The sequence below is a fragment of the Streptomyces sp. NPDC088157 genome, from assembly GCF_044741545.1.
In the GTDB taxonomy this organism is placed as follows: Bacteria; Actinomycetota; Actinomycetes; order Streptomycetales; family Streptomycetaceae; genus Streptomyces.
Map to the genome: position 1 here is coordinate 151,263 of NZ_JBIUSU010000011.1, position 13,519 is coordinate 164,781.

8 protein-coding genes and 1 pseudogene are annotated in these 13,519 nt (G+C 73.9%); 2 read left to right on the forward strand and 7 right to left on the reverse strand.

The annotated features are described in order from the left end of the window. Positions 1-7: 7 nt before the first annotated feature. From ACIPFH_RS36630 to ACIPFH_RS36650, 5 genes and pseudogenes are all read right to left on the reverse strand, one after another. Entirely contained in the window at positions 8-5,008 is a 5,001-nt protein-coding gene (locus ACIPFH_RS36630; protein ID WP_401833588.1) for a hypothetical protein, read from the reverse strand. After that, entirely contained in the window at positions 5,005-5,859 is an 855-nt protein-coding gene (locus ACIPFH_RS36635; RefSeq protein ID WP_401833585.1) for a DUF4132 domain-containing protein, read from the reverse strand. The genes ACIPFH_RS36630 and ACIPFH_RS36635 overlap by 4 nt, the downstream gene beginning before the upstream one ends. Before the next feature lie 178 nt (positions 5,860-6,037). After that, complete coding sequence (locus tag ACIPFH_RS36640) at positions 6,038-6,427, reverse strand: cold shock domain-containing protein (RefSeq protein ID WP_328483468.1); 390 nt, start codon at positions 6,425-6,427, stop codon at positions 6,038-6,040. Between the two features lie 78 nt (positions 6,428-6,505). Next, a pseudogene (locus tag ACIPFH_RS36645) lies at positions 6,506-6,864 on the reverse strand (LysR family transcriptional regulator); the annotation flags it as partial. 31 nt (positions 6,865-6,895) lie between these two features. Next, positions 6,896-7,282, reverse strand: coding sequence for a DUF5997 family protein (locus ACIPFH_RS36650; RefSeq protein WP_401833582.1), 387 nt, complete (start codon positions 7,280-7,282; stop codon positions 6,896-6,898). Positions 7,283-7,340: 58 nt separating this feature from the next. Here ACIPFH_RS36650 and ACIPFH_RS36655 point away from each other — a divergent pair, with 58 nt between their 5' ends. After that, positions 7,341-8,144 carry a LysR family substrate-binding domain-containing protein gene (locus ACIPFH_RS36655; RefSeq protein ID WP_401833580.1) on the forward strand — a complete coding sequence of 268 codons (804 nt, stop codon included), beginning with the start codon at positions 7,341-7,343 and terminating at the stop codon, positions 8,142-8,144. 15 nt (positions 8,145-8,159) lie between these two features. On the opposite strand, the gene ACIPFH_RS36660 is transcribed toward ACIPFH_RS36655, so the two are convergent. Next, complete coding sequence (locus tag ACIPFH_RS36660) at positions 8,160-10,946, reverse strand: beta-L-arabinofuranosidase domain-containing protein (RefSeq protein WP_401833578.1); 2,787 nt, start codon at positions 10,944-10,946, stop codon at positions 8,160-8,162. Between the two features lie 139 nt (positions 10,947-11,085). Next, the gene (locus ACIPFH_RS36665) at positions 11,086-11,562 is read right to left on the reverse strand and encodes an Lrp/AsnC family transcriptional regulator (protein WP_356249416.1); all 477 of its coding nucleotides are present in this window, start codon (positions 11,560-11,562) and stop codon (positions 11,086-11,088) included. Between the two features lie 303 nt (positions 11,563-11,865). Here ACIPFH_RS36665 and ACIPFH_RS36670 point away from each other — a divergent pair, with 303 nt between their 5' ends. Beyond that, positions 11,866-13,380, forward strand: coding sequence for an FUSC family protein (locus ACIPFH_RS36670; protein ID WP_401833576.1), 1,515 nt, complete (start codon positions 11,866-11,868; stop codon positions 13,378-13,380). The last annotated feature ends 139 nt before the right edge of the window (positions 13,381-13,519 follow it).

A 13,519-nucleotide genomic window follows, 5' to 3' on the forward strand; every position in this document is an offset into this window, starting at 1 on the left:
ACGGTGGTCATCGGCGACGGCCCTTGCGGGTGGCGCGGGTGGTGAGCTGCTCGTAGGCCGGGGCGTCGCCGGAGCGGACGCGGTCCCACGCGCGCGTGAACAGTTCGGGTACCGGCACCAGCGGTACCACGCGCGAGTAGGCGCGGACCGGGTAGAGGCCCTCCTTCCAGATCTCCACCGGCAGGGCGGGGGACCTCAGGTCCAGCCAGCCGCACGGCAGGAAGAGGGTGCGGCCGGCGCGCGGACGCCTGGCCTCGACGACCAGGTCGCTCGCCGCGAGTTCGGCGCGTGCCTTCTTCGTCCTGGCGGGCTTCCAGCCGGTCCAGCGGGCGCAGTTGCGGTCCGTGGGGTCCGGCAGGGCCAGCAACTGGAGATAGAGCGCCGCCGCGTCCTCGCCCAGGCCGTGCCGTTCGGCGACCTCGGCGACCAGGTCGGGCACGCTGAAGGTCGGGTCCTGGGCGTGTCCGGCGGGCTCCCCGGGGTCGCCCCCGGCCGCGAGCGCGCGGGCCAGTTCGTCGCCGAGTACGGTCCGCAGGGCCCACATGCCCTCGCTCCGGCCCAGCCCGACCAGCCCCTCGACCAGCCCGAACACCGGGTCGTCGGGCGAACCGAGCGCTCCCGGCCGCACCAGGACGGTCTCCTGGTCGCCGTACCACGGGCGCAGCACCAGTGCCTCGCCCACGCGCGTCAGACCGTGGGCGTCGGCGCCCCCGGTGGCGGGCAGCCCGTACGCCTTGCGCAGTTCGACGGCGGTCGCGGACCCCTTCTCGGTCCAGGCGACGTCCAGATCCAGCAACAGGCCGGGATCGACGAGGCGGCGGCGCAGCGCGGCGAGGCTCTCCGGCAGGAGGGACCGCAGCGGGTGTCCGTACGGCAGGGCGTAGGCGAGCCCGGCCAGGGCGGCCACGGCACCCGTCAGGTGGTGGCGGCCGGGCAGCGCCGACGGGTCCTCCGCGACCAGGTTGCCGTCCTTGTCCGGCCGCTGGACCGTGGTGCGGCTGATCCAGGGGGTCAGTCCCGGGTTGAGGACCTGCTCGGCGGAGCCGGTGGGCAGGCCGCCCAGGGAGAGTTCCCCGGCGAGATCCTCGGGCAGCCGGACGACCTCGCCGAGCCGCTTGCCCCACAGCCGGCCCGCGGCCTCCGTGTCCGGCCCGGCCGTCCACAGGTCGCCGGGGTTCCCGGGCAGCAGCGCGCCGACGAGGGCCGCCCGGTCGCCGCCCCCGACCGAGGACAGCAGGGCGTCGCCCAGTTCCTTCTGCCGCGGCTTCAGGCCGGTCGCGGCGATCACTTCGTCGGTGAGCTGCTTCGGCTTTCCGGCGAGCAGCAGAGCCGCCTGCACCGGGCCCAGCCCGCCGTGGGTCGCGGCGGCGAGAGCGGCGGTCGCCTCCGGCTGCCAGGGCGCCGGGCCCTTGTCCCGGACGAGCCCGGTGACGGCGCTCAGCGCGTCGGCGGGGAACAGCGCCGGGTGCGCGGTCTCCCGCTCCAGGGTGAAGTGGGCGATCGCGCCGAAGACGCCGGCCGGATCGTGGTCCAGGGCGAGCCAGTGCACCCGCCCCGCCTGCCGGTCCACGTTCTGGCAGCCGAGGACGACGACGACACGGCCGTCCCGGCGCAGCACCTGACCGACGCGTTCCTGCTTCTCGTGCGGCTCGCTCAGCACCACCTCGCGCAGGGCGCCCCCGGTCGTGGCCAGCGGCCCGTCCGTGATCGCCTCGAACAGCAGCAGCAGCGCCTCGCGGTGCGCCTCGGTCACCGTGGCGGAGGCGGCGCGGTACGCGAGCGGACGCAGCACGTCCAGCATGGGCGTCCACACCAGGCCGATGCCCGGCAAGGTGAACTCGTCGCTCCTCCATCGGTCGCGGGCCCCGGTGGAGCGGGCGCCCTCGGCCAGCGACTTGCCGTCGGCCGGCTTCCCGGACAGCACGTGGTTCACGGCGCGGATCTGCCGCAGCGTGCTCCAGCTGACCTCGCTGCCCCACCACCCGTGCACCTCGGTGAGGCCGGTGGTGGCCTCGCGCAGCGTCGCGTCGTCGCCGTACTCGGGCTTGAGGTCGGCGAACATGCCGTCGACGCGCCGCCGCTCCGCCTTCGGCCGCTCGACCGGAGGCGCCACGAACGCGGCGGTCGACTCGCCGAGCCGCAGTACCGCGCGGACCAGCGCGGCGACACCCGCGACGAGGTTTCCGTCGCCGAGCGCGGGCAGGGCGCGGGACACGATCTCCCGGACGACCTCGTCGGCGGGCGGCACGACGGCAGAGCTCTCCGAGGTGCCGTCGACCACGGTGGCGGCCGCCAGCTTCGCCTGCCGTCGGGCCAGCGCCTCGGCCGCGGTCCGCAGCACCTCGGCCGCCTGCTCGTCGGTCAGCGCGCGCAGCTGCGCGGACGCGCGCTCGTCGCGGGGGCGAAGGGCGTGCCAGAAGTCGACCGGCGGGACGAACCGGGTGCCGGCGGCGAACTCGCCGCCGCGCTCCATCGGCGTCACCCGGCCCAGCTCCCCGGCGGCGGACGTGTCGTCGCCCGCGTACAGGGCGATCTGCCGGTGGAGACCGACGGCGACGGGCTCGGCGCCGCCCGGCAGCCGCAGCGCGCCGAGCAGGACGCCGGGCGCCCGTCCGTCGGCCCACGGCAGGGTGACGGTCCGGCCGTCCGGGGTACCGGCGACCGTACGAGCCTCGGCGCCCTCGCCCTCGGTGCGCACCCAGCGGCCCAGGACGGTGCCGTCAGTGCCGAACGGGCTGTGTTCCAGACCGGGTTGGAGGGGAAGTACCTCGCAGTGCCGGGGCAGCAGGGTGGCGTCCTCGCGGATGCCGGACGCCAGGAACGCGGGCAGGGAGGCCCGCCCGTGGGTGCCGGTGGCCGGGTCGTACTCCAGCCAGACCTGCTGTCGGCCCTGCCTGCCCTGGCGCCAGTACGAGGTGCCGTCGCCGAGGATGCGGCGGCTCGGCGGCACGACGGCGTCACCGGCGTGCAGCGTGCGTCCACCGGTGGCGCGACCGCCCGCGGGCAGCGGGATCGAGGGCTCACCCGCGTCGTTGCCGCCGTACCACTGCGGGATCTGCTCGCCGCCGAGGGGCAGCACATCGGCCGGACGGGCCGACCAGTAGCCGAACTGCTTGCCGTTCTGCCGCCACATGACGAGGAGTTCGCCGTCCGTGTAGCGGTAGCGCGGGCGCTGCCAGCGGTCCAGTTCGACGGGGAGCCGCAGGTCGTGCTCCAGCAGGATGTCCTCGGGGCCGACGACCAGCACCTTGTGCGCGCGGGCCAGGATCAGAGCGGGCCAGGCCTCGCTGACGCTCAGCGTGTCGTCGCGGTCGCGCCTGGTCTCGGCGTCGAGGCGGCGCAGCGCCTCGTCCAGCGCGGGCCAGCCCAGCTCGTCCAGGACGCCCGCGCGCAGCGTGTGCCCGAGCAGCGGCGCGACCGGGTGCGCGGCGACCTGGGCGACGGCCGCCGGGCTCACCCGCGCGGCCACCGTGCGGAAGGGGCGCATCCGTTCCAGCGCCGCCCGCGCGGCGGGCAGGCCGACCGCCGAGGCCAGTTCCCCGGCCGCGTCGTCCAGCCACTCGCGCAGCACGTCCCTGAGTACGGGGTGGGCGGCCAGGCCCTCCAGCACCTCGGGCGCGGGGCGGTAGCCGCTGACCGTGCCGATGTCGGCGTACAGCAGCCGTCGCAGCCGTGGGTCGGCCGCGGTCGCGGTCAGGTCGCGTCGGCCGGGAAGGGGCTCGCGCAGCCAGCGGTCCAGGGAGAGATACACGACCTGGTCCGGGCCGGGCAGCGTCAGCGGCACGCCCAGCGCCGCGCACAGGTCCAGCAGGTCGAGGTCGGCGCCGGCGTGCCAGCGGCCCGAGCACAGGTCGACGGGGCGGCCCCGGTCACGCAGCCGGGGCGCCATCCGCTCCACGAGAGAGAGCGTGGCCGGGGAACGACCGCTGACATTGCCGCCGTGCTTGCGGTGCAGGGCCCACCGCCCGAGCCAGTCCGCCGGGTCCGCGTCGGTCGCGGTCTCACCGGTGAGGAGCAGATCCGCCCCGCACTCCACGAGCAGCGCCAGCCAGAACTCGTCGTCCTCGACGGACCCGCCCAGGCCGGCCGGCATGATCTCCAACAGCCGCTCCCGCACCTGCGGTTGCCGCTCGGCGAGGACCGCGAGCGTCGTCCGGTAGGCGTTCCAGAACGACGCGGGGGCCCGGACCGCGGCGGGCGAGGAGAGCAGGTCGGCGACGAGGCCGCACTCCTCGGTGAGCCGGTCGAGGCCGGCGGCCCTGATCAGCCCGCGGGCATCCTGCGGCAGGGATGCGTACGGCGGCATCCCGGCGGCGCAGCGCTCCACCGTCAACTGCCGGAACTGGGCCCAGGCCTCGGCCGCGTCGAGCCGCGCCGCGAGGGCCTTGACGTGCTCCTTGAGCGCCTTGACCGTGAGCGCCCCGGCGAAGGCGAACTCCAGGAACACCGCCCGCTGCCGCTCCTCGTCCACCTTCAGCGCGTGCACCCGCTCGGCCTCGCGGGCCTTGCCGAAGAAGGCGGAGGCGTACGTCGTGTTCTCGTGCTGGAGAAAGACGCGGGCGGCCTGCTCGTAGAAGGTGGGCAGGAAGTGCGGCACGGCCAGGCCGAGCCGGGTGCCGAGCTCCTCGAAGCCGTCCTTGGCGGTGCCGGGGCGGGACTTCGCCTGCCGGGCGAGCCGCTCGACGTCCTTGACCAGGGCCAGCGCGTGGTGGCCGTTGGCCGGGTCGTTGACCAGCGCCCAGGCGGGGAAGCCGAGCGTCTCCCGGCGCACCTGACCGACTACCGGGGTCTCCGGGTCCCGGGTCAGGCCGAGGAAGTCCAGTGCCAGGTCCTCGGCCTCGCCCAGGGTGCCCGGAACCAGCCGCACGATCCGCCGGTCGTCCAGCGCGGGGTGGGAGTACCCGCGCACGGTGAGGGTGTCGGCGTCCTCGCGGCTCGTGCTGCCCGGGGGCAGGACCGCGCCCGCGTCGAGCAGCGCGGCGGCGGTGGTCTCGTCGTAGGTCGTCATGCCGCCCGCTCCTCGTCCTCGATGTCGCGCCCGGCGTAGAGCGCCGCCGCCATCCGCATGCCCTCGGACCAGGCCACCGGCCCGATCCGGCCGAGTTTCAGCACCCGGCCGGCGGAGTCGGTGAACACCAGGGGGCCGGTCTCCGCCTCCTGGTAGCCCTCGTAGTCGCCGACCCACACCCGGGCCTCGACGGTGCGGTTGTCCTCGAGAACGGAAACGACGGCGTGGCCGCCGCGCACGCGGTAGCCGAGCTGGGTGACCCGGCCGTGCAGGAACCGCTGTTCCTTGAACGCGCCGCCCGCGTACTCCTCGACCGAGGCGCCCTCCGCGTCGAGCGTCGCGGGACGCCGCCACACCTCGCGGAAGAGCTGCTGGGCGCGCTGCTCGACGCCGAGTTCGACGGCGAACTCCCGCAGCTCCTCCAGGTCGTCGAGGAGCACGGGGTGCGGAAGGCGGACGAGGTCGGGTGTGATGCGGACCGTGTCGCCGTCGAGGTCGACCAGGCCGAGGCCGCGCCCGGGGTCGGCGTCCCGCAGGAACCCGGCCACCTCGCCGTCGGCTCCGGTGACGACCAGGTCGCGCAGGGCGGCCTGCCAGGCGGGGTCGGGCCACACCTGCGCGACGACCGTGAACGGCACCGGCAGCGAGCGCACCATCCACCGCTCCACGTCGGCCAGACACTGGCGTTCGTGCCGTTCCAGCCATTCCGTGAGCTGACGCAGGCCCACCACGGCCGGCTCGTCCGCGATCTTGGGCGGCACGGACTTCAGCCGCCGCCCGGCCGCGTTGCGGCACACCACCTTGCCGTCATCGAGGGCGACTTCGTAGTCGCCGGCCGACACCCACCCCATGTGTGCCTCCCGCACCCGCAGTGATCAAGTGACGGGAACTGTAGATCAGGCCACTGACAACGGGATCCGGAAGACGGCGGGGTGACGGCGCCCCGGGGGCCGACAGGACGAGAGCCCAGGTCATGGCCCTGTGCCGGGCTCGCCGAGGGCATCACGCACCCTCGGCCGGCCGGTCGGGTCAGCCCTCGACCCAGCCGTGGTTCTTCGCGAACTGAGCCAGCCCGGCCCGCACCTGGACGATCTGTTCACCGGTGAGGGAGGGCGCCGCCGTCAGCAGCGCCTCGGTGACGTCCCGGGTGAACTCCTCCGTGCTGAGCACATCGCACAGCACGTCGTCGTCGGCGGCCAGGGGCTTGCCGTCCGCACCCCGCGCGAGCCGTACGCCGGACGCCTTCGGACCGCGCTCGCCGTCCTCGATCTCGAACTCCACCACGATGCCCCGGCGCACCTGCGACTCGGGCATCAACATGTCGTTGACGTGCAGGAAGACGTCCTCCCCGCCGTCGTCGGGCGCGATGAAACCGTAACCACGCTGACTGTCGAAGCGCACCACGCGACCAGCGACCATCCCAACCCCCAGCAACCTCGAAACACCACGTCGGTGAACCTGCCCAGATCGTAGTCAAACCGACGGGTTCCGGGCGACTCAGGGGATGCACAGAGCGCGGTACGGCGTGCTGAGCAGCTCGATCACGGCCCGCGTCGCGGGGGGGCGGGTCGTCGCGCCACCACGCCGGACGGACGGCGACGGGCTCGGCGTCGCGCGCACCGGCCGGTGGGCGACACCGGGGCGGGTACTGGGCGGCGGTCGACTCGGCGGTCATCCCGGATCCGCGCGGCCGGTGGCGATGACCGTCAGCCAGTCGTCGACGTCGTGGGTCTCCTCCGTGGCGGGGCGCGCGTCGGGCGGCCACAGCTCGGGGTGGTGGGGCCGGCTCGGCGGTCGATCAGCAGGGTCCGCCCGCCGTCGGCCGGCCGCACCGAGCGGCGACGGGCCAGGGGGTTGCCGCGCCGATGACCGCGCGGATGACCTGGGTCAGGACTCGGCTCGCTCCGCGTTGCGCTTCTTGATGCGGACGGTCTCCTTGCGGACCTCGGCCTGGGTGGCGCGCTCCTTCTCCAGCCACTCGGGCCCGGCGGCCTTGAGGGCCTCGATCTGCTCGGTGGTGAGCGCCTCGGTCACCCCGCCGCGGGCCAGGCCCGCGATGGAGACGCCCAGCTTGGCCGCGACCACCGGTCGGGGATGCGGGCCGTTCTCGCGCAGCTCGAGCAGCCACTCGGGCGGGTTCGCCTGGAGTTCGGTCAGCTCGCCGCGCGAGACGACGCCCTCCTGGAACTCGGCGGGCGTGGCGGGGAGGTGCACACCCAGCTTCTTCGCCGCGGTGGCGGGCTTCATCGTCTGGGTGTTCTGCTGCGACTTCATACGGTCCAGGGTATCGGCCGCGGCGAAGACCTCCGACCACAGCCGGTAACCTGGCGGGATGACCGACTCGGCGGACTCCCCCTCGTTCCGGCTCGCGTACGTCCCCGGAGTGACGCCCGCCAAGTGGGTGCGGATCTGGCACGAGCGCCTGCCCCACACGTCGCTCACCCTCCTCCAGGTGACCCTCGCGGGAGCGTCCGAGGCCTTGCGCGAGGGTGCCGCCGACGCGGCCTTCGTGCGCCTCCCGGTGGACCGGACGGTGTTCAGCGCGATCCCCCTCTACACGGAGACGACCGTCGTCGTGGTGCCCAGGGACCACGTGCTCACGGCGGCCGACGAGGTCACCCTGGAGGACCTCGCGGACGAGGTGGTCCTGCACCCCCTCGACGACGTCCTCGGCTGGGAGCAGCCGCCCGGCGAGCCCGCATTCGAGCGGCCGGCCACCACCGAGGACGCGATCGAGCTGGTCGCGGCGAACATCGGCGTCCTGGTGGTGCCGCAGTCCCTGGCCCGTCTCCACCACCGCAAGGACCTCACCTACCGCACGGTCGTCGACGCCCCCCGATCGGACGTCGCCCTCTCCTGGCCCGAGGAGGCGACCACCGAGCTGGTCGAGGACTTCATCGGCATCGTCCGGGGCCGCACGGTCAACAGCACGCGGGGCCGCGCCCAGCAGGCTCCGGCGGAGGAGCGCAAGGGCGAGCGCGAGCGGCGCAAGCCGCAGTCGGGAGGCGCCCCGCGCAAGAGCGCGGCCGGGGGCTCCGGTGCCCGCGGCCGCAGCGGGGGCGCGAAGGGCGGCGCCGCGAAGGGCGGCGGCGGGCGGCGCGGTACCGGCGGCGGCAAGCCCCGCCGCCGGTCGTAGCGCGCTTTTGCACCGTCAGGGCTTGTACGTCGCCGCGCTCGCGGTGCTCACCGCCTTCGCTCCGTCGGCCGCGCCGAGCAGCCCGGCGGCCACCCACGCGTCCACCACCGTGCGCACCCGCGCCACCAGCGCGGGCTTCCCGCTGAACGGGGCGCCCGCCCACACCTCGTCGAGCAGGGTGGTGCCGTCCGTCTTCGCCGGGTTGGCCACGCCCGAGTCGGTGTTGCCGAAGACGATCCGGGGCTCGGCCCGCCGTACATAGGCGTGCGTCGGATCCTCCGTGCCCTCGAAGAAGGGGGCGAACTCGGTGCCGTCGAGCGTGAAGTGCAGCGGTTTCCCGCTCACCGGCACGAGGGTGGGCGAGAGGTCGCCGGAGAGGGCCGCGTCGCGGTAGAGGCCGAACTCCAGGTACGTGGTCGCGGAGTTGCGGGCGACGAGGTTGACCGGGCCGTGGAACAGGGTCTGCAGGGCAGGGTCGTCCGGCGCCTTCTCCACCCGCAGCCGGAACGGCATCGCCACCCGGACGACGTCCCCGTCGCGCCAGGTCCGCGACAGCGTGAAGTAACTGCCGGGCGTCGGCGTCCCGTCGGCCCTGCGCCCGTTGACCGTCACCCGGAAACCCGCCGTCGCCCAGGAGGGCACGCGAAGCCGCAGAGCGAAGGCCGTCCTGGGCCCCCGGACGGTGAGCGTGCTGCCCTGCTCACGCGGGAAGTCGGTGCTCTGCGTGACGGTGACTCCCTTCTCGGCCCAGGTGAGCGTGGACGGGCTGTAGAGGTTGACGTACAGCGCGCCCCCGTCGGCGGCGCGGAAGTACACCGAATCCTGGTACTTGGTGGCGCTCTCCATGCCGGTGCCCTCGCAGCACGTCGTGCCCTGCTTCGGGGTGTAGTCGCGGACATGGCCCGGGCTGAGCCCGATGAAGTACGTGACCAGGGGCTTCTCCGCGTCCGGGGTGTCCTGCCTGGAGCCGAGGACCTGGTTGTACAGGGCCCGCTCGTAGTAGTCCATGTACGCGGGGTCCTGCTCGTGGAAGAAGAGCGTCCGGCTCAGCTTCAGCATGTTGTACGCGCAGCACGTCTCGGCGGTGGTCGCGCCGATCGTCCCCGCGATGACGTCCCGCGCCTTCCAGAACTCGGCCGTGCTGGTGCCGCCGATGCCGTACATGCGGTGCGGTACGACCATGCGCCAGAAGTTTTTCGCGGCCGTGAGGTAGCGCGTCTCCCCGGTGGCGTCGTACAGCCGCACCAGCCCGGTGAAGATCGGGATGTGCTGGTTCGCGTGCAGTCCGTCGAGCGTGTCGGTGTCGGCCGCGCAGGCGTCGATCAGCTTGTCGAGGTCGAACAGCCGGGCCAGCGCGAGGTGTTCGGCCTTGCCGGACAGCGCGTGCAGATCGCAGATCGCCTCGACGATGCCGCCGAACTCCCCGCTGGAGAAGATGCCCCACATGCGTTGGAGCGTCGCCGCGGGCAGCTTCGACAGCCGGGAGTACATCCAGTCGCACATCCCGGACGCCAGGTCGAGGGCGCGGTCGTCGTCGGTGGCGAGGTACGCGTCCAGCAGACCCCTGAGGATCTTGTGGGCGGTGTAGTAGGGCGCCCACACCTTCGTGTAGTCGCTGCCGGTCATCGACTCCAGCAGGATGAACTGGGTCTCCGGGTAGGCCGCGAGGAACCCGGGATGGCTGGGCCCGCCCCAGGTGCGGCGCAGGGTCGCGGTCAGGCCGCGCCCGGAGGCGTCCGCGAACGTGCCTCCCGAGGTCTCGTCGAAGGCGTACGAGGCGAGGTCGCCGGTCGCCCGCCCGCTCTGCAGCCCGGCGACCTCGTCGGCGGTCAGCGCACGCGACCAGACGTCGAAGCCGCCGAAGGCGCCCGCGAAGACGGGGTCGGACGCGTAGTGGGACCGGCCGAGCCAGTGCCCGGTGAGGGTGCCGAGGGCGGCCGGGGTGAGCGGCATGGCGGTGTTGCGGGCCACGGCCGTGCCGTTGACGTACAGGGTCCCGGTGCCGCCGGTGAGCGTCACCGCGAGGTGGCTCCACTGGTTCAGGGGCAGCGCGGCCGTGCCGTCGAGTCCCTGTTCGCCGCCCGCCCCGCCGGTGGTGATGGCGAACCGGGGCACCCCGCCCGCGTTGCGGGCGGCCAGGTAGAGATAACGGGTCGTGTCGTCGCCGAAGTCGAAAATCCGGGTCCAGCCGGCGTCGTGGGTGGGTTTCACCCAGGCGGCCAGGGTGACCTGCGTGGCGCCGCCGAGGACGCCGGAGGGCAGGTCGACGTACCGGTAGGAGCCGCGGACGTTCTCCACGGCCGTACCGAACCTCCCGTCGGTGCTCAGGACGACGGGGTGCCGCCGCAGGGCCTCACGCGCTTCCGTCAGCGCGCCGATCGCCGTGCGGATCCGGTCGGCGAACACCTGCTCGCCGGTGCTCGCGTACGCCTGGGAGAGCATGGTCAGGAAGTGGCCGGTGTAATGGCCGCGCAGGTTGCCGTTGGCCTCCCCGTCCAGGCCCTCCCAGCCGCCGGGGGCGACCGCGCCGAGTGTGGAGAGGCCCGCGTTGGCGCGGAAGACCTGGAGCAGCCGGTTCACGTCGTAGCCGCGGGCGTGGTCGAGCATCAGCTGCCGCTTGGCGGCGAAGACACCGGCGCCGAGCGTGACGTCCTCGAGGCCGAAGGGCCGGAGGGACCAGGCGGCCGAGGGCGGGAGCGCGGCGGCCGAGGCCTTGCCGACGGCCGTGGCGGCGACGGCGGGAACGGCTGCCGCGAGTATCGCGCTCTGGAAAAGGGTCCGTCGGCTGAGGGGCGGTGCCATGGGTGCTGCTCCTCGGGTCCACAGATGATCACACCGCCGTTCGATATCACGAACGGTGTGCGGATGGTCGACCAGACGTTATTGGGGTGATGAGGGAGCGTCAACGGTCCTGACGGGACGGAAAGTTGCGGAGACCGCGCTACGTGCCGACGGCCCGCCCGATCGACTCCACCAGCGGCAGCAGCCGGTGCGGCACGCGCTCGCGCAGCGCGACCTCGGTGCGCGTGCGGACCACGCCCGGGAGGCTGATCAGCTTCTGGATCACGTCCTCCAGGTGCGCGTTGTCGCGCGCCACGACCCGGGTGACGAGGTCGCCGCCGCCGGTGATGGAGAACGCCTCCACGATCTCCGGTACGGCGGCCAGCGCGTCGCCCACGTCGTCGAGGTGGCCCTGGGTGACCTCGATGTGCACGAACGCGAGCACCGGGTGACCCAGCGCGGCGGGCGAGAGCGACGGTGCCGTGCCGGTGATCACGCCGTCCCGCTCCAGCCGGTCGAGACGGGCCTGAAGGGTGCCCCGCGCGACGCCGAGGAGCCGGGCGTACTCCCGCACGCTCGTCCGCGGCTGCTCGAGCAGCAGGCGCAGGATGCGGGTGTCCAGCTCGTCCACGGCCATCCGGCGGTCCTCCTCGCGCGTTCGTGATCGGCGCCGACTGTACCAATGGCCCAGCCTGACGGACGGGGCCCGGGCCACAGGTGCCGAGGGCGTCACCGACACGGGTGTGCCGTTGGCAGGCTGATGGCGTGACGGCGCCCCCTCTTGTTGATCCATTGGCCCAGTGAATCCGAGTCCTGTTGAACCAGAAGCCCTCCAGATGCTCAAATGACGGAGTCGATGGCGCTGCGGACCTCCGCGGCGCCTTTTTCATGCGCTCACCCGCGAGGGTGGGGCGTCAGGGTGGGGAAAGGGCGGGGCGACTTGCTGAAGAGGGCGTTCGTGGCACCGGATCCCGGCCGGGTGCGACTGCGGTTCGCCTCCCGGGCCGTGCTCGGCATCGGACTCGCCGTCACGCTGTGCGGCCTGGCCGGGCACTCGCTGGTGGCCGCGATCACCGGTGGCCTGGCCGCGCTGCTCGCGCTGTTCACGGTCACCGACGCCACGGTGCGCGGACAGGCCGTGACGACCGCTCTGCTCCCGGTCGTCGGGCTGCCGGTGCTCTCCCTCGCGGCCGTTCTGCACGACGTTCCGGTCGTCCGTGACGCGGCCTTCCTCGCCGTCGTGGGCGCGGGGGTGTACGCACGGCGCTGGGGGCCGCGCGGGCACTCGCTCGGGGTCTTCGCGTTCATGACCTTCTTCGCCGCCCAGTTCCTGCACACCGTTCCCGGCCAGCTGCCCGAGCTGGGGGCGGCCGTCCTGCTGTCGATCGCCGCGTCGTCCGCGGTGCGGTTCGGGGTGTGGCCCTACGAACGACGGCTGCCGACGCCGGCTGCCGTCGCCCCGCCGGCCGGCGGGACCGGGCTGGCGCGGATCACGACGCGGCAGGCGACGCAGGCGACCGTGGGCGCCGGGATCGCCCTCGTCGCCGGACAGGCGCTGTCGGACCAGCGGTGGTACTGGGCCGTGGGCGCCACCTGGTGGGTGTTCGTGAACACCACCTCGCGGGGCGAGACCCTCGTGCGGGGGTTCCGGCGGTTCCTCGGGACCGTCCTCGGGATCGTGCTGGGCCTGGTCGTGGCCGTGCCCCTGCACGGGGAGCCGGTGGCGACCGCCCTGGTCGTCGCGGCGGCCGTCTTCGGGATCTTCTACTCGGCCGCCGTGTCGTACACCTGGATGATGCTCGCCGTCACCGTCATGGCGAGCGCGCTGTACGGGCTGCTCGGGCTGCTCGATCCGGCGCTGCTCGCCCTGCGGGTGACCGAGACGGCCGTGGGGGCGCTGGGGGCTGCGCTGGCGGTCCTGCTGGTGCTCCCGGTGACCACGCACTCCGTGACCGACGCCTGGGTGGAGCGGGCGCTGCGCTGCGTGCACCTGTGCACCGCCGAGGCGGCCGCCCGGCTCGCGGGTTCCGCGACGGCGGACCCGGCCCGGCGGGTGGTCGAACTGGAGCAGATCCTCGCCCGGGTGCGGCTGTCCCTGGCGCCGCTGGTGCATCCGCTCAGCCCCCTGCGGGCGCGCAGGGGCCGCGCCCGGCACGTGCTGGCGCTGCTCGACGACTGCGCCCGTGAGGCGCGCGGGCTGGCCTCGGTCGCCGCCGACCCCGAGGCCTCGCACGACGCCCGGCTCGTCGCCGCCTGCCGGCGGGTGGAGGCCGCCGTCGAGGCGCTCACCACCCCTGCGACGGTTTCCGGCCGGCGTCACCCGCCGGAAACCGTCGCAGGGCCCCTCGGCGCGGCCACCGAGCCGGTGCTGGCCCATCTGCACGCCCTGGAGCGGGCCCTTCTCGAACTGGCCGTGCCCCTGCGCGGCTCCGGCCGCGTCCCGATCGGCGCCTGAGCGGGCCGGGGTCCGACGCGACGGTCCGCTCTCCGGGCGTCCTCCGCCCGGACGAGCGAGCGTGCCTGGTCTAGACCGCTGGTGATCGACTGCTACCGTCACCCCGAGCAGCAGCGTCAGCAGCGGCAGCGGCGACCCG

Coding starts and splice junctions, on each gene's coding strand:
- ACIPFH_RS36650 (WP_401833582.1), bottom strand. CDS start 7,282: ATGAAGTCGCAGCAGAACACCCAGACGATGAAGCCCGCCACCGCGGCG.
- ACIPFH_RS36655 (WP_401833580.1), top strand. CDS start 7,341: ATGACCGACTCGGCGGACTCCCCCTCGTTCCGGCTCGCGTACGTCCCC.
- ACIPFH_RS36635 (WP_401833585.1), bottom strand. CDS start 5,859: ATGGGGTGGGTGTCGGCCGGCGACTACGAAGTCGCCCTCGATGACGGC.
- ACIPFH_RS36640 (WP_328483468.1), bottom strand. CDS start 6,427: ATGGTCGCTGGTCGCGTGGTGCGCTTCGACAGTCAGCGTGGTTACGGT.
- ACIPFH_RS36630 (WP_401833588.1), bottom strand. CDS start 5,008: ATGACGACCTACGACGAGACCACCGCCGCCGCGCTGCTCGACGCGGGC.
- ACIPFH_RS36660 (WP_401833578.1), bottom strand. CDS start 10,946: ATGGCACCGCCCCTCAGCCGACGGACCCTTTTCCAGAGCGCGATACTC.
- ACIPFH_RS36665 (WP_356249416.1), bottom strand. CDS start 11,562: ATGGCCGTGGACGAGCTGGACACCCGCATCCTGCGCCTGCTGCTCGAG.